At 63.1% G+C, this 16,142-nt stretch carries 15 protein-coding genes; 6 read left to right on the top strand and 9 right to left on the bottom strand.

Annotated features, from left to right (window positions below):
* Window positions 1-60 precede the first annotated feature (60 nt).
* Entirely contained in the window at window positions 61-2,130 is a 2,070-nt protein-coding gene (uvrB, locus tag C449_RS16030) for an excinuclease ABC subunit UvrB (protein WP_006079095.1), read from the bottom strand.
* 425 nt (window positions 2,131-2,555) lie between these two features.
* Between uvrB and mdh the strand changes: the two genes are divergently transcribed.
* The 3 genes from mdh (at window position 2,556) to C449_RS16015 (ending at window position 4,308) form a co-directional block, all read left to right on the top strand.
* A complete protein-coding gene (gene mdh / locus C449_RS16025) occupies window positions 2,556-3,467 on the top strand; it encodes a malate dehydrogenase (RefSeq protein WP_006079094.1) in 912 nt (303 codons plus the stop codon).
* A gap of 48 nt (window positions 3,468-3,515) precedes the next feature.
* Window positions 3,516-4,085, top strand: coding sequence for a DUF367 family protein (locus tag C449_RS16020; protein ID WP_049914379.1), 570 nt, complete (start codon window positions 3,516-3,518; stop codon window positions 4,083-4,085).
* A gap of 73 nt (window positions 4,086-4,158) precedes the next feature.
* On the top strand, window positions 4,159-4,308 hold the full coding sequence (locus C449_RS16015) for a 50S ribosomal protein L40e (protein WP_006079092.1): 150 nt from the start codon (window positions 4,159-4,161) through the stop codon (window positions 4,306-4,308).
* A 48-nt stretch (window positions 4,309-4,356) separates the two neighbouring features.
* Here the strand turns inward: C449_RS16015 and C449_RS16010 are convergent, their stop codons facing one another.
* The 3 genes from C449_RS16010 to C449_RS16000 are packed head-to-tail and all read right to left on the bottom strand — an operon-like array spanning window position 4,357 to window position 6,152.
* Entirely contained in the window at window positions 4,357-5,013 is a 657-nt protein-coding gene (locus C449_RS16010; protein WP_006079091.1) for an OapC/ArvC family zinc-ribbon domain-containing protein, read from the bottom strand.
* A 27-nt stretch (window positions 5,014-5,040) separates the two neighbouring features.
* Window positions 5,041-5,508, bottom strand: coding sequence for a DUF2073 domain-containing protein (locus tag C449_RS16005; RefSeq protein ID WP_006079090.1), 468 nt, complete (start codon window positions 5,506-5,508; stop codon window positions 5,041-5,043).
* Window positions 5,508-6,152: an Era-like GTP-binding protein gene (locus tag C449_RS16000; RefSeq protein ID WP_006079089.1), complete on the bottom strand. Its 645-nt coding sequence runs from the start codon at window positions 6,150-6,152 to the stop codon at window positions 5,508-5,510. Before C449_RS16000 ends, C449_RS16005 begins: the two co-directional genes overlap by 1 nt.
* Window positions 6,153-7,003: 851 nt before the next feature.
* On the opposite strand from C449_RS16000, the gene C449_RS15995 reads away from it, so the two are divergent.
* Window positions 7,004-8,785, top strand: coding sequence for a Cdc6/Cdc18 family protein (locus tag C449_RS15995; RefSeq protein ID WP_006079088.1), 1,782 nt, complete (start codon window positions 7,004-7,006; stop codon window positions 8,783-8,785).
* Between the two features lie 55 nt (window positions 8,786-8,840).
* Here C449_RS15995 and C449_RS15990 read toward each other — a convergent pair whose 3' ends face one another.
* Window positions 8,841-9,746: a S26 family signal peptidase gene (locus tag C449_RS15990; protein WP_006079087.1), complete on the bottom strand. Its 906-nt coding sequence runs from the start codon at window positions 9,744-9,746 to the stop codon at window positions 8,841-8,843.
* Window positions 9,747-9,892: 146 nt separating this feature from the next.
* On the opposite strand from C449_RS15990, the gene C449_RS15985 reads away from it, so the two are divergent.
* Window positions 9,893-11,488, top strand: coding sequence for a DNA-directed DNA polymerase II small subunit (locus C449_RS15985; protein WP_006079086.1), 1,596 nt, complete (start codon window positions 9,893-9,895; stop codon window positions 11,486-11,488).
* Window positions 11,489-11,625: 137 nt separating this feature from the next.
* Here the strand turns inward: C449_RS15985 and C449_RS15980 are convergent, their stop codons facing one another.
* The 3 genes from C449_RS15980 to C449_RS15970 all read right to left on the bottom strand — a co-directional run bounded on the left by C449_RS15980 (window position 11,626) and on the right by C449_RS15970 (window position 14,135).
* Window positions 11,626-12,894, bottom strand: coding sequence for a dicarboxylate/amino acid:cation symporter (locus tag C449_RS15980; protein ID WP_006079085.1), 1,269 nt, complete (start codon window positions 12,892-12,894; stop codon window positions 11,626-11,628).
* Between the two features lie 185 nt (window positions 12,895-13,079).
* Window positions 13,080-13,421 (bottom strand): hypothetical protein, encoded by a 342-nt coding sequence (locus C449_RS15975; RefSeq protein ID WP_152415757.1) that lies wholly within the window; start codon window positions 13,419-13,421, stop codon window positions 13,080-13,082.
* Window positions 13,422-13,751: 330 nt separating this feature from the next.
* Window positions 13,752-14,135: a hypothetical protein gene (locus tag C449_RS15970; protein ID WP_006079083.1), complete on the bottom strand. Its 384-nt coding sequence runs from the start codon at window positions 14,133-14,135 to the stop codon at window positions 13,752-13,754.
* Between the two features lie 168 nt (window positions 14,136-14,303).
* Here C449_RS15970 and C449_RS15965 point away from each other — a divergent pair, with 168 nt between their 5' ends.
* The gene (locus tag C449_RS15965; protein WP_006079082.1) at window positions 14,304-15,494 is read left to right on the top strand and encodes an aspartate kinase; all 1,191 of its coding nucleotides are present in this window, start codon (window positions 14,304-14,306) and stop codon (window positions 15,492-15,494) included.
* Here C449_RS15965 and C449_RS15960 read toward each other — a convergent pair.
* On the bottom strand, window positions 15,478-16,137 hold the full coding sequence (locus tag C449_RS15960; protein WP_006079081.1) for a metallophosphoesterase family protein: 660 nt from the start codon (window positions 16,135-16,137) through the stop codon (window positions 15,478-15,480). The genes C449_RS15965 and C449_RS15960 overlap by 17 nt on opposite strands.
* Window positions 16,138-16,142: the final 5 nt, after the last annotated feature.

Raw genomic sequence — 16,142 nt, 5'->3', positions numbered from 1 at the left:
TCACTCAGTAGATGACTATTCCCGAGTAAGTCATAGTACCGTTGACTCTCGGAAAACGGATCAGAAATCGGCTTCTGGCGGCACACCCTCTTCGGGTGGAACGCCGTCCTCGGTCGCGAGATCGAACTCAGTGCGGAGATCGCGGATCCGGTCACGGATGTCGGCCGCGAGTTCGAATTCTAGGTTCTCGGCCGCCTCGTTCATCCGGTCTTCGAGCTCCTCGATCAGTTCCGCTGCCGCGTCGGCGTCGTCGGGTTCGAGATCCGCGGTGCCGCCGGTGTCGGTCTTCGAACCCGGAAGGTTGGTCTCGCCGACCTCCTTCTCGATGGTCCGGGGTTCGAAGCCGTGCTCGTCGTTGTACGCCTGCTGGATTTCGCGGCGGCGCTGGGTCTCGTCGATCGCCGCTTCCATCGAATCGGTCACGTCGTCGGCGTAGAGCACGACCTCGCCAGCGACGTTTCGCGCTGCGCGGCCCATCGTCTGGACGAGGGTAGTTTCGGAGCGCAGGAACCCCTCCTGGTCGGCGTCGAGGATCGCCACGAGCGACACTTCGGGGATGTCGAGGCCCTCGCGCAGCAGATTGATCCCCACGAGCACGTCGAACTCCCCGAGCCGGAGGCCGCGGACGAGTTCGTGGCGTTCGAGGGTGTCGGTCTCGTCGTGCATGTACTCGACCGCGACGCCCGCCTCTTCGAGGTACTCGGTGAGGTCCTCGGCCATCCGCTTGGTGAGCGTCGTCACGAGGATTCGTTCGTCGCGTTCGACGCGGTCGTCGATGCGTTCGAGGAGGTCGTCGATCTGGCCGTCGACCGGCGAGACCTCGACGTTGGGGTCGACGAGGTGGGTGGGGCGGACGATCTGCTCGACGATCTGATCGGAGTGCTCGCGCTCGTAGTCGCCAGGCGTCGCACTGACGTAGAGGGTCTGGCCCGTGCGCTCCTCGAACTCGGGATACCGAAGCGGGCGGTTGTCGTAGGCCGTCGGGAGGCGGAAGCCGTTCCCGACCAGCGAGTCCTTTCGGGACTTGTCGCCCGCGAACTGCCCCCGAATCTGGGGCACAGTCTGATGGGACTCGTCGAGTACGGTGAGGAAGTCCTCGGGGAAGTAATCGAGGAGTGTCGAGGGCGCGTCGCCCGGTTCGCGATCAGAGAGGTGGACCGAGTAGTTCTCGATCCCCGAACAGTAGCCGGTCTCTTCGAGCATTTCGAGATCGAAAGTGGTGCGCTCCTCGATGCGCTGGGCCGCCACCAGGTCGCCCTGGCGCTCGAAGTAGGAGACGCGTTCGTCCATCAGGTCCTCGATCTCGCCGATGGCGTTTTCAAGGCGATCCTCGGGGATCGAGTAGTGCTCGGCAGGGTGGACGAGCGAGGCTGGCTCTTCGCCTTTGACGTCGCCTTCGAGGGGGTCGAGTTTGGTGAGACGATCGATCTCGTCGCCCCAGAACTCGACCCGGACGGCGTACCGACCGTACATCGGGAAGATCTCGACGGTGTCGCCTCGGACGCGGAAGGTGCCTTGGGTGAAGTCGACGTCGTTGCGCTCGTAGTTCAGGTCAACGAGTCGGCCGAGGAGTTCGTCGCGATCGATCGTCTGGCCGACCTCCAGTCGGAGACTCATCTCCTCGTAGTTCGCGGGGTCACCGAGGCCGTAGATCGCCGACACCGACGCGACCACGATCACGTCGTCGCGAGTGAGAAGGGATCGGGTCGCGGAGTGGCGCAGCCGGTCGATTTCGTCGTTGATCGAGGCGTCCTTCTCGATGTACTTGTCGGTCTGCTCGACGTACGCCTCGGGCTGGTAGTAGTCGTAGTAGGAAACGAAGTACTCGACGGCGTTGTCGGGGAAGAGATTGCGAAATTCCTCGTAGAGCTGGGCCGCGAGGGTTTTGTTGTGGGCGATCACGAGGGTCGGCTTCTGAATTTCCTCGATGGTCCACGAGACGGTGTTCGTTTTCCCGGAGCCCGTGACCCCGAGCAGGGTCTGTTCGTCCATCCCGTTCTCGAACCCCTCGGCGAGCTGTGCGATGGCGTCGGGCTGGTCGCCAGCGGGGTCGAACGGCGCGTCCACCCGAAACGGACGGTCCTTCCCGGGACGGTCGGGCTGGAGCGGGCCGGACTGGGTGTCACTCATTGTACGACGGAGGGGCCGAAGCCACTTGACGCGCTCGCTCGGGGCGAATGGCCCCTCGTTCGACCGCACCGTGCCTTGGCGGATCGGCGTGCCGGCGCAACCTGCGGTCGCCGGCCGGCGGTCGCGGTGGCGGTGCGAGGCGGAGCGGTTGCGGACCTCGGTGGATCGAGGGCGAGGCCCGAACGAAGTGAGTGGCCGAGGGCTCGGGCAGTCGCGGTGCGGTTGTAGTCAGCGGTCGCGGAGAGCGACAGTGATCCCACCGCGAACGAGGCCGGAGGCCAAGTGAGCGGGTGTTTTTGGTCCAGATTTTTGCGAGGACCCTGAGCGCGCGAAGCGCGCGAACGGAGACGAAGTAAAAAGATGGGACTGGAGTAAAAAGGTGGTTCGACACGTTTTAACCCGTGCCGCGGGTGATGCACGGTGTTATGGTGAAAGTCAGCGTGGTCGGTGCGGCGGGAACGGTCGGTGCGGCCGCAGGGTACAACATCGCACTGCGTGGCATCGCCGACGAGCTCGTGTTCGTCGACATTCCGGATCAGGAGGACACCACGATCGGCCAGGCGGCCGACGTCAACCACGGCGTGGCCTACGATACGAACACCACCGTCCGGCAGGGCACCTACGAGGACACCGCCGGCTCGGACGTGGTGGTCATCACGGCAGGAATCCCGCGCCAGCCGGGCCAGACCCGGCTCGACCTCGGCGAGGACAACGCGCCGATCATGGAGGACATCGGCTCGTCGTTGGCCGAGCACAACGACGAGTTCGTCTCGGTCACGACCTCGAACCCCGTGGACCTCCTGAATCGTCACCTCTACGAGACCGGCGATCGGCCGCGCGAGCACGTGATCGGGTTCGGTGGCCGGCTCGACTCCGCGCGCTTTCGGTACGTGCTCGGAGAGCGCTTCGACACGCAGGTCGGCAACGTCGAGGCGTCGATCATCGGCGAGCACGGCGACGCTCAGGTGCCCGTGTTCTCGAAGGTGCGCGTCGATGGCCGTGATCCCGACTTTTCGGACGACGAGCGCACGGATATTTTGGAGAGCCTCCAGGAGAGCGCGATGAACGTCATCGAGCGCAAGGGCGCGACTCAATGGGGGCCGGCGACCGGCGTCGGTCACGTTGTCGAATCGATCATCCGCGATACGGGGACGGTGCTGCCCGGCTCGCTCGTGCTCAACGGCGAGTACGGCCACGACGACGTCGGTCTCGGCGTCCCGCTGAAGCTCACGAGCGACGGGGCCGAGGTCGTCGACTGGAACCTCTCGGAGTACGAGCGCGAGCAGCTCGGCCAGGCGGCCGACAAGCTCGCCGACCAGTACGAAACGATCAGCTGAGGCCTCGAACGCGGTTCGCTTTTGCTCGTCCGTCGCGTACCGTTTCCCGTGGAGGTACACGTTCGATACGAGGGCGACGACGATCCCGACAAATGCACCGCCCGGAAGCTCGCGCGCTTCGACCTCGCCGAACTCCATCGATCGGCGCGCGCGACCCCATCCGGCGTGGTGTTGAACCCTCACGCCGAGCGTGCGCTCTCGCCTGCCGATCGTCGGGATGATTCCGACGCCAGCGGTTCCGACACGGACGATTCCGCTACCGCTGACGCCGACAGCGACGACACCGACCGCACGGAGCGGCTGATCGCGCTCGATTGCTCGTGGGAGACCGCCCGCGAGGAGCAGTTTGCGATCCGGGGTCGTCACCGCGCGCTACCGTTCCTCGTCGCGGCGAACCCCGTGAACTACGGCACGCCGTTTCAACTCACGACGGTCGAGGCGCTCGCGGGCGCGTGCTGTATCCTCGACGAGCGCGAGCACGCCGAACGGCTGCTCGCGAAGTTTCGGTGGGGACATACTTTCCTCGAAGTCAACGACGAACCGCTCCGGCGGTACGCCGACTGCGAGGATTCGAGCGAGATCGTTGCGGTCCAAGAGGAGTACCTCGCGGCGGAGTGAACGCGGTCCACACCCTCGCTGTGGAATGAGCGTGACTCACAACCGTTAAACCCGCCGCGTGCCATCCTCGTCCATGGCACGATTCGAGCAGGCGGAAGAACGCATTCTCGCGAAGCAGATCTGCATGCGGTGTAACGCGCGCAACGCTACCCGGGCCGAGAGCTGTCGAAAGTGCGGCTACGGCAACCTCCGACGGAAGGCACGCGAGCGCCGGAGCGCCTGAAACTTCGTTTTACGACGATTCCGGGTTCACGGCGAGTTCGTCGTCTGCTCAGGAGTCGTCGTCACCGAGCCACGTATCGGGTACGTCGATGACGTACTGACCGTCCTCCTGTAGAGCGATGATGCGCTCCTCTCGGTTGTAGAGCTCCATCAAGTTGAGTTCGTACTGACCCGGTTCGAGGATCTTGATGCTCTCGAACTGATCGTTGAGTTCGCGTCGGAGCGTCGCCATCTCCGAATCGTCGGTCTCGGTTGGATCGGTCTGCTCGGAGTGATCTTCGTTATCCCCCATCGTTTCAGGTGGAGAACCATCATGATCTGGCGATGAGTCGGCGGCTGGTCCAGCATCGGTTCCGTCGCTGGTTTCGGGTGTAGACGCCGACGTAGCTGTGTCTTCGGTCGAGGGCGACCCTGCGTTGGCCGCGGATTTCTCGGGCTCGGTTGGGGCTGGCTCGGAACCGGATGGGTCTGGAGATGAAGATGCCGTTTCTGACGTGTCGTGGGCTGTCGGCTCGGTTTCGGTGGACGGTTCCGATTCGCTGGAGGGTTCCGACTCAGTCGACGGGTCCGAATCGGTTCGGGTGTCGCGTGCGTCGCTCGCGGGTCGAAACTGAAACTTGTTCCCGCCACAGTCCGGACACCCCGACAGCATCTCCTTCGATCCGTCGGGAAAGACGTGACCGCACTCCGTACACTGGTGGGGCATTAGAAACGAGGGGGTGCGCTCATGGTCTCATCGTCGGGTGACGAGCGTGCTGATCAGGGTTTCGTCTTTGTGAAGCGTTTCGAGTCGGTTGGCCGGCCCGATGACGGTGAGTTTGGTCCGCGATTCCCGGCCGAACAGTCGATCGAAGAACCCGCCGTTTTGCTGCTGTTCGGTGCCTGGATACGTCTCGATCTCGATACCGGTGAACTCGTCGGGACTGATCTCAGTCATCGTCACCTCGATGAGCTTCGACTCCTCGTCTGGATCGAGGCCCTCTTCCAGGATAACGATGTTGCCTTCGTGGACGCCGTCGAGGATCAGCCGGATCTTCTCCATGCTCGTCAGTCCGTCCATCCGCTCGCCGCTAATCATGTCGATCTGGACGCCGCTCCCGTCTCCAGTGTTGCCGCCACCGTTTTCGGCGTCGATCTCGGTGTCGGCATCGTTGCCACCACCGTCGCCGTCGGTGCCGGGATCGTCGTGTGCTTCGGACATCAGCCGAAGTACTCCGCGATCTTGTCGTACACCTCGTCCATGTTGTCACCTTCGAGCGCCGAGAGCGGGACCGTCTCGTGCTGGGGGAAGGCGTTGTTGATGCGCTGGACGCTCGCCTCGTCGAGGTCGATCTTGTTGGCAAAGATCAGTACTGGCAGGTCCTGGCTCTCGATGATCCCCACGAGCATGGTGTTGACCTGGGTGAAGGGGTCCTCGGCCGCATCGAGCACGTAGATCACTCCGTCGACGTCCTCGCGAAGCCAGTGCATCGCTTCGGCGACGCCCTCGGTCGCCTCCCGCGACCGGCGGACGGCGTCGTCTTCCTCCATATCGTGTTCGAGGAACTCGGTGTAGTCGACCTTCGTCGCCACACCTGGCGTGTCCACGATATCGATCGAGACCGACTTCCCGTTACGCTCGATCTCGATGTCCTCCTTCCGGCGGGCGCGCCGCGTCTCGTGGGGAATGTGGCTCTCCGGGCCAACCGCGTCGCCGGTCCAGTCGCGCGCGATTCGGTTCGCGAGCGTAGTCTTCCCAGCGTTCGGCGGTCCGTAGATCCCGATTCGGCGCTGTTGCTGGCCCCCCGAAAAGAGGCTCGTTGTCATCCGTGCAATGCTGTTTCTGAGTCCCGTAAGCAGTCCCATCCTGGTATCTCACCCCTCGCAAGCCGGACGAATCGTGAACGGACAGCATCGTCGCATACACTTAAAACCACGTCAGACGCGTATCAGACTTGCCATCTGACTCCGAACTGGATGATCCATCGTCCGTCATGATCGGTTTCGGAGGTAGATGGACCCCCACCCCTTCGTTTCGGGTGGAGTGGGGCGAGAGGACGAGTGTGGATGAGTGCTCGTCTCCAGAGAAGTGTTGAGATGAGGGATACCCTAAGCGGAGAATATACTACAGTCAAAACTATATAGCCACAGCCGAAGACGGATCAGCGAAGTGCCAGTGAAACTCACCGCGAAGTCTTAACTAACCTAGAAGAAGTCGCTGAAACACTCTAGAAACAACTAGTGACTGTAACGAATTTGCTTTTCTCTACCCCTCGGGTCTGGTTCGTATTTCTCTCTATTAAATCTATCTTCTTCTAGCAGCAATCTCCACCGTCTCCCTCCCCCCACCACCCTCTTTTACCAACTCCACCCGAAACGAAGGGGTGGGGGTGTTGGCCTATCCTCACCCTTCCAGCTGAACACCTTTCATGATGACTCTCTTTCATCAGTATGATCGTCTCTCTCGTTACCGTCGTCTTCGTTTTGTTCGATCCCATTTCCGTGAAACAGTGATTTCTTTGACTGGTTGAGCTCCAGCAACCAAAAAGACTAATGTACTCCCCACCTCTGGTTCCGCTGGACCACTCTGGATCGGGCTGGCAGCGCTTTGGTTGATCAGCCGGGTCGAAACGGCTTCTCTCGGAGGAATACGTCACTCTTCGGCGGCGCGTGACGCATCCTCCATCCGAAAGAAGGGGGTGGGGCCGAGGCCGAACATGGGAGGAAACGACACCACGTCGAACGATCGCGACGAGGGAGACGCCGAAGACAGTGCTCCGTCCGCCGATATCGGGATCGATATCGACGATCTCTCGCTCGACGATCTCGACGGCGGGTCGTCCGATTCGGCCGATCCGACCAGTGCTGCTGATCCGTCCGATTCGACCCAAACGACCGACACGGACGAGTCCGCGACGGCCGATCCCGCGATGTCCGACACGTCTCAGGAGAATGGTACTCCCCAGGAGGATGATACGCCTCAGGGAGGGCTATTCGATGACCTCCTCAGCGGCGACCCTATCTTCGAGAACAAGGACGTTCTTCGGCCCTCGTACACGCCCGATCAGCTTCCCCATCGCCAGGATCAGATCAACGACATGGCGACCATTCTCGTCGGCGCGCTCCGTGGGGAAACCCCTTCGAACATCTTGATCTACGGCAAGACCGGGACCGGGAAGACCGCGAGCGCGAAGTTCGTGAGCAACGAGCTCGAAACCACCTCGCAGAAGTACGACGTGCCCTGCGAAGTCGAGTATATCAACTGCGAGGTCACCGACACCCAGTACCGCGTGCTCGCCCAGCTCGCCAACACGTTCATCGAGGCCAACGAGCGCCACATCGAATCACGCCTCGCCAGCCTCCGCGCGCTGAAAGAGCGTGCAGACACCGGACAGACCTCTCTTGACGACATCGAACCCGACACGAACGAAGACGCCGAGATCGATCCCGACGCCACGAGTTCGGATGTCGTTCCCTCGGTTGGTGATCGATCGGACACGGCCAGTTCTACTAACTCCACTGACACTACCATCGATACCGACGAGGCCGACTTCGACTCGATCGCCGCGGTCGAAGAGCGGATCGCGGAGCTCGAAGCCGATCTCGACGCGTTCGAACCCGTCCCGATGACGGGTTGGCCGACCGATCGCGTGTACTCGACGTTTTTCGACGCGGTCGATTACCACGAACGGGTCGTGGTCATCATGCTCGACGAGATCGACAAGCTCGTCGAGAAATCCGGCGACGACACTCTCTACAACCTCTCGCGGATGAACTCCGAACTCGACAACTCCCGAGTATCGATCATGGGGATCTCGAACGATCTCAAGTTCACCGAGTTCCTCGACCCCCGCGTCAAATCGAGTCTCGGTGAGGAAGAAATCGTTTTCCCGCCTTACGACGCGACTCAACTCCGAGACATCCTCGCCGCGCGCGCGGACATCGCCTTCGAACCCGACTCCCTCTCCGAGGACGTCATCCCGCTCTGTGCGGCGTTCGCCGCCCAGGAACACGGCGACGCCCGGCGCGCGCTTGACCTCCTCCGGACCGCTGGCGAACTCGCCGAACGGGGACAGACCGAGCGCGTCGGCGAGGATCACGTCAGGCAGGCCCAGGAGAAGATCGAGATCGACCGCGTGGTCGAAGTCGTCCGCACGCTCCCGACCCAATCGAAGGTCGTCCTCTTCGCCGTGATCCTCCTCGAACGCAACGGCGCACAGAACATCAACACCGGCGAGGTCTACAACATTTACCGCCGTCTCTGCGACGAGATCGACGCCGACGTGCTGACCCAGCGAAGAGTAACGGATCTCATCTCCGAACTCGACATGCTCGGGATCGTCAACGCGGTAGTCGTCTCGAAGGGTCGATACGGCCGCACCAAGGAGATGAACCTTTCAGTGCCGATCGACGAGACCGAGGCCGTTCTCACCAGCGACTCACGACTCGGCGATATCGAGGACGTTCAGCCGTTCGTCCAGGCGCGTTTCGACAGTTAGCGTGCCGACGCCACAGGCCACCATCGCAACGATTACTGCCACAATATCACAATGATCACCGGGTAGCCTGCAATATCCCGACGCCAGCGAGCGCACCGACGATCGGTCCACCGGCTGTGGCTGCCGTCGCTGCCGTTTCCGCGAACGCGCTCGCACCTGTACTCAGCATCCCGAACAGCAGCCGAATCTCGCCGAGCCACGGGATGCGGAACTCCGCAGTGCCGGTGATCCACGACGGCTTGACCGGCGCGCTGATCGGTCCCGTGAACCCAGCATCCACCTGATCGTACTGTCCGTTGTTGTCGCCTTTCGTGATGAAGCCGGCGTGTGGTGCCGGACAGTTCGCCAATGCCTCACAGCTTCCTGCACCACCGATATACTCTTGATTCGCCTTCTCGTACCAGTTCTCGCTGTCGTTCACCCAGAAACGAGCGCGATGGATGATCGGTGTCTCTCGTCCGTTGCCGTTCCGTTCGTACACGATGACGTCGCCGTACTCGTTGAATTCCTTGTAGCCCGCCTGCTCCCCGGCACGGTAGCCGACCACGCCCGTCCCGGCGTGGGCCGCCTCGCCGGCGAAGCGATGCTCTTCCATCACGAACACGAGGTCTCCTTTTTGGAGGTTCGGTGTCATACTCGGGCTCTCGATCGCGACCATCGGCGGCCAGAGTCCGCTGACGGCGAACAGGAGGAGACCGATGGCTGCCACGATCGCGAGGCTCGACGCCACCTCCCGGACGAACGCCACCGCCTCGTGGTCGGTCGTCGCCAGCCACCGCGCACGCGCGATCACCCCTCCTTCGTTTCCACTCCCGTCTTCTTCGTCCGCACTCTCTCCGCGTCTTCGTTCGCCTCCGTGCTCGCGTTTGCCGTCAGCTCCGTGTTCTGTTTCACCGTCGTCGGCGGCGGTCTCCCAGCCGTCTCTATCGGACCACGAATCGGAGCCGTCGCCGGAACCCATTGCCTCCTGTATTCCCGGCGGTCGCTTCAAGTTTGTCTTCCATACCCATTCGTGAACTAGTGCCTCGTCCCGAACCGTCCGTAGAATTTCGTCGATGACCGCTCCCGTCCGCTACGCTTTTGCTCCGTCCGGCGAAACCCTGCTTCGTGCCGCGTCCGACGCCGGTCCGAGTCGTGAGCGAACTCGCCAGTCGGGGCTACAACGCCGAACGCGAGGCCGTGACACTACTCGCGCGTGCGGACGACCTCGACCGCGCGATCGAACGAGCGACCGAGTCGGCTCCGACCGACACGCTCACCCTCTCGGCCGAGGACGTCGAAACCGCCCTCCCAGCCCTCGAATCATCAAACCCGCCCGCTGACACCGCTGAAGCGTCCGATACATCGACCGACAACCCCTCCGTTTCGGGTGGAACCACGTCACATGGATCCAACGAAGCGACGAATTCTCCAGTTGAAACGAAGGGGTCGGCCATCGGAGCAGCGGACGGCAAACTCGACGAAGAGGGCGGAGCGAGCGAGCGCTCGGTCAACCCGGAACTGCGCTCGCTCGACGTGCAGGGCGACGTCACCGGTCGGAGTACCGGAACGGGCGAGTACGCCGACTTCGTCGCGACCTTCCGGGACCGGTACGAGCGTCTTTCAGGTCTCCTGCGCTCGCGAGTCAACCACCGACCGACGGAGGCGGTCGACGCGATGGCTGGCGGGAGCGACGCCGCGATCGTCGGGATGATCGCCGATATCCGGTCGACAGCGAACGGTCACTGGCTGGTCGAGCTCGAGGACACTACCGGAACGTTCCCCTGTCTCGTCCTCAAGGACCGCGAGATCGCCGGCGTCGTCGACGAACTCCTGCTCGACGAACTCGTGGCTGTCGAGGGTACGCTCGCGGGCGACGGTGGGATCCTGTTCGTCGACGAGCTCCACTTCCCCGACGTTCCCCGGACGTACCGCCCCTCGACCGCCGACCGCCACGTCCGCGCGGCCCTGATTTCGGACGTCCACGTCGGCAGCCAGGAGTTTGCGGCCGACGCGTGGTCGGCCTTCGCCGACTGGCTCCACACCGAGGACGCGGCGGCGGTCGAGTACCTCCTCGTCGCGGGCGACATGGTCGAGGGTGTGGGCGTCTACCCGGATCAAGACGAGGAACTCGACATCGTCGACATCTACGAACAGTACGAGGCGTTCGCCGAGCGGCTGAAGGAGGTGCCTGGTGACATGGAGATCCTCCTCATCCCTGGCAACCACGACGCCGTCCGACTCGCCGAACCTCAGCCGGGCTTCGACGAGGAGCTCCGGAACATCATGAGCGCCCACGATGCGCGCTTTTCGGGCAACCCCTCGACGGTCACGATCGAGGGCGTCACGATCCTGATGTACCACGGCGTCAGCCTCGACGAGGTGATCGCCGAACTCCCCGAAGAGAAGGCCAACTACGACGAACCTCACAAGGCGATGTACCAGCTCCTCAAGAAACGCCACATCGCCCCTCAGTACGGCGGTCACACCCGACTTGCCCCCGAAGAGCGCGACTACCTCGTGATGGAGGAGATCCCCGACGTCTTTCATACGGGCCACGTCCACAAACTCGGCTACGGCAAGTACCACAACGTGCTCGCGATCAACTCGGGCTGCTGGCAGGAACAGACCAGCTTCCAGAAAAGCGTCAACATCGACCCCGACGTGGGCTACGCGCCGATCCTCGACCTCGATACGCTCGACCTGACGATCCAGAAGTTCTGAGCCGTGGACAGTACCGAACGACAGCTCAGGCCCATCTCGACTTTCGCTTCGATAGATGCGACGACGAAGGGTGCTTCAGCGTGCTGTGTTCGATAGACGAGCCGAGTGACGATGCCGTGTCAAAGTCACGATCAGTATCAGTCGGTCGGCGTTTCGCTCGGAACGCTACCGCCCTCGCTGGGATCATCGACCCAGACGCCGGCCGTGAGGTCGATGGCGTCGTTCCACTTTCCGACGACCGTACTCACCGCTAGATCACCAACGACGTTGTTCATCGTGCGGAGACGGTCGAGCAAGGGATCGATACCTGCTATCATCGCGATGACTTCGAGTGGGAGGCCGACCTGCGTCAACACGGCAGTCATCATCACGAGACTCGCGCTCGGAACGCCCGCAGTGCCGATACTGGCGAGAAGCGCCGTGGCCAGAATGGAGAACTGCTGGGCGAGCGTCAGCGACACGTCGGCGATGTTCGCCGCGAAGACGGCGACGATCCCGAGATACATCGCCGTTCCGTCCATGTTGATCGTGGCACCGAGCGGCAACGAAAAGCCGTACACACCGTCGTCGATACGGAGGTTCTCGTCGGCGTTGGACATCGAGACGGGGAGTGTCCCGCTGGACGAACGGATGCTGAGCGCTGTCACCATCGCCTCCTTGACACCTCGGAGGAACGCGAGCGGCGACGCACCCACCAGCCCGCGGAGGATCACGAGGAGGTAGACGATCGATATCTGGAGGCTGATGGCGAAGGCGAGACTGAACGCCAGTAGGGCGTACGCTCTGAGGGCCTCGATACCGATTTCGCCGAACAGCGACGCCATCAAGGCGAACACGCCGATCACACCGTACTCCATGATGCCCCAGACGATCTTGAACATCACTTCCGCGCCCGCTTCGGCCGTCTCGAACAGCGTGTCGATGCCGCTCCGAACGGCAGAATCCGGCTCGGCCTCCGCTCTCACTATCGTCATCCCGAGCCCGAACACCAAGGTGAAGAAGATGATGGCGAGGATGTTCCCCTCCGCCATCGCGGAAATCGGATTCGTCGGAACGATACTGAACAGCTGTTCGCCGAGCGGCGGCGCTTGTTGGGTGTTCACGCTCCCGCTCGTGAGCGTCACGCTCGACCCGGGTTCGATGAGGTTGCTCACGCCCAACCCGATAGCGATCGCGACGGCGGTCGTGGCGAGATAGAGGCACACGACCTGGCCGCCGATCTTGCCGAGATTTGCTGGAGACAGCTCTCTGGCTGCCATTATCAGCGTGAAGATGATGATCGGGACGATGATCATCTCGAGAAGTCGAACGAACAGGTCACCGAGCGGCTGCAGGCGCTGGGCCGGCGACCCGACTGCGAGTCCGACGATCGAACCGAGGACGAACGCGACGGCGATGCGATACACGATCGGTATCGACCGATATCGTCGCCACGCTCGCTGTAGATGGTTCGTCACTCCGAACCCTAATCCTAAATACAGCAAAAATACTTCGATAGAGTGTGTTATACGACAACTTCCATGACTTCGGGATATATACGTGATTTCTAGAACCGACTTCCGGGTTTAGTGGTGTCTTTTGACAAACTCTGTCAGTTACTTCGATGAAGACCGTCGACGAGCGTCATATATTCCCGAGTGAGCCTGCTCAGTTGCCGAGGGTCGATCTCGGCCGTGGTGAACAGTATTTCCCGATCGGCGGTGGCAGCGTCGACGATGTCGATCCAGTGCTGGTCCAACACCGAGCCGCTGGCCGACCGATGGCGACGCTTTTTCTGGATGATCTGCACTCCCGCTGGGTTCTCGAACCCGTCCAGTTGCCGAGTGGGCTCTAACACCTCTTCGTCGTCCCATATCATCGCCTTCGGCGTCTGTAGGTCGCCCTGTTCCAGACCGATCCATCCCCAATGACCTGGGATTTCGCCGTCACTCATACTGAGTCGTCCTTCGCTCATGGTGGATCGTTTTACTGTCGATCCATAGCGTTCGCGGGCACTTGGTTGGTCTGGCCGTCGTCCGTCTCGATGTCGAGGTACCGGACCCGGCGAGAGTCGTCGGAGTACGGTCGACGAGCGCGGTTTCTACAGCGCGACGGATCGCTTTCCAGTGCTCACAGTCTCGCTTCTCGTCCACCAGGAGAGCACGCTCTCCTGAGCCCTGCGTTCGCGGCGTCGTTCGAAACGGCGAAGCCGTTTCGTGATGACGAAAATCTTTGATTTTCGGACCCCGGACGCAGGACACCAGGACCGCTGTTGTCCGGCAAACTACGGTTCGAGTCGAAACCGGACGGTCGGCGCGCCCTCGAACCGCGGTCCGGAGCCGGCGCGCTCGAAGCCAGCGGCCGCCGCGGCGCGCTGAAGTTCGTCCCGCGACTCCTCGACCAGTAGCTCGGCGGCCATCCCTTCAGCACGCGCGAACCGTGCCGGCTCGTCGAGCAACCGTGCCGCCGCCTCGCCCGTCCCGTCGAGCTGGGTCACGTGAACGGCGTCGCGACGGGCGTCGAAACTGACGAATCCGACGATCTCACTGTCCTCGTCGGCGACCCGAACCGTTCGGTCGTGGACGAGGTTCCGCATCGTATCGGCCGGCGCATCCGCCAGCGTAGCCAGGCGTCCGGCGTCGGCCTCGACGGCCTCTCGCACCTCCATACTCCGTTCGTGGGCTGGGAGACGTAAACCTCACTCGCCTGTGTCGGTCGGTTCCGGACTACCGTCCGCGCCAACGCGTGGGATGGAAGCAGTTATCCCCAGCCAGAACTACCCGCCGACCATGTGCCAATCTCGCACGAAGTCGATCGACGACCACGAGGGATGTCGATGCGCGTCGTAGCCAAGTTCGGTGGAACGAGCCTCGGCAGCGGCGACCGGGTGAATCGCGCGGCCGACTCGGTTGCCGCCGCGGTCGAAGCGGGCCACGAGATCGCGGTCGTGGTCAGCGCGATGGGCTCCACGACCGACTTCCTCCTCCGAGAGATCCAGTTCGACGCCGACGAGGCCGACAGAGCCGAGATCGTCAGCATGGGCGAGCGCACCTCCGCCCGGATGGTGAAGGCCGCCCTCGCCGCCCGCGGGGTCGACGCGGTGTTCCTCGAACCCGGGAGCGACGACTGGCCGGTGGTCACCGACTCGCGCGGCGAGGTCGATGTCGAGGAGACCACCCGTCGCGCCCGAGCCCTCGCCGACCAACTGGGCGGCGTCGTTCCGGTCGTCGCTGGCTTCCTCGCGGAGGACCGCGCGGGCTCGGTCACCACCCTCGGCCGCGGCGGGAGTGACACCTCCGCGGTGATGCTCGGCAACTACATGGACGCCGACGAGGTCGTGATCGTCACCGACGTCGAGGGCGTAATGACCGGCGACCCCCGGGTCGTCGAAGGGGCCAGAAACGTCGGAAAGATCAGCGTCGACGAACTCAGAAATCTCTCCTTCCGCGGAGCCGAAGTCATCGCGCCGAGCGCGCTCAACTACAAGGATTCGGATCTCGACGTCCGGGTTGTCCACTACCAGCACGGCGATCTTCTCCAGGGCGGAACGAGCATCGAGGGCACCTTTGAGACCCTGATCGACCTCCAGGAGACGCCGCTCGCGTGTCTCACGGTCGCGGGCCGGGCGATCCGCAACCGGCCGGGGATCATGACACAGCTTTCGGGCGCGCTTGCCGAAGCCGACATCAACATCGACGCAGTGGCGAGCGGGCTCGATTCGGTCACGTTCTACGTCTATGCCGACGACGCCGCCACGGCCGAGACCGTTCTCCACGAGACCGTGATCGAGGAGGGCGCGCTGTCGAGCGTGACCGTCGGCGAGGAGAGCGCGGCGATCCGCGTCACCGGTGGCGATCTCCCGACCCACACTGGTATCGTCCACGAGATGACCGAGTCGCTCGCCGAACGACACATCACAGCCAACGACGTGATCACGAGCGCCACCTCGGTCGCGGTGTTCGTCGACTGGGACGACCGCGAGAACGCGTTGTCGGCCATACAGGAGACGTTCACCGCCCCTTCCTGAGCCGCGATCCGATCTCCTCGGGCAGCCCCGCCTCCTCCACCGCGCGCTCAACCCGTTCGATGTTGTATTCGACCCGGCGCTCCTCCACAGTCATCGCGTCGAGATCGACGATCGCGTAGGCTGCCCGCGGATCGCCGTCGCGGGGCTGGCCGACGCTACCCGGGTTCATGACGATCCCCGCGTCGTAGCTCTCGTGATGCTGGACGTGGGTGTGACCCAGCACGAGCACGTCCTCGTCGTCGAGCAGCTCCGCACTGAACAGGTCGGGGTACGTGTAGCGGTCGGGGTCGTCTGGATGGCCGTGGACGATCTTCACCTGGCCGTCGAACGCGGTGCGCTCGTCGGGCAGCGAGCCGAGCCAGTCCTGCTGGTCGTCGCCGAGTTCCTCGCGCGCGTGTTCGACGCCCGCGCGGGCCATCCCGTTGAACGCGAACGCGGTTCCACTCGCCACCGCGCGGTCGTGATTGCCCATCACGGTCGGGATCTCGCGCTCGCGCACTCGATCGACGCAGTCGCCGGGCCACGGGTTGTATCCCACGACGTCGCCCGCACAGACCACGCCGTCCACGGGCAGCATGTCCTCGAACACCGCGTCGAGCGCGACCCGGTTCGCGTGGATATCTGAGATGACACCGACCTGCATGGCCC

Source organism: Halococcus saccharolyticus DSM 5350 (assembly GCF_000336915.1).
Taxonomy (GTDB): Archaea; Halobacteriota; Halobacteria; order Halobacteriales; family Halococcaceae; genus Halococcus; species Halococcus saccharolyticus.
Note: the sequence above shows the minus strand (reverse complement) of the source record. Positions and strands in the feature narration are given on the sequence as shown.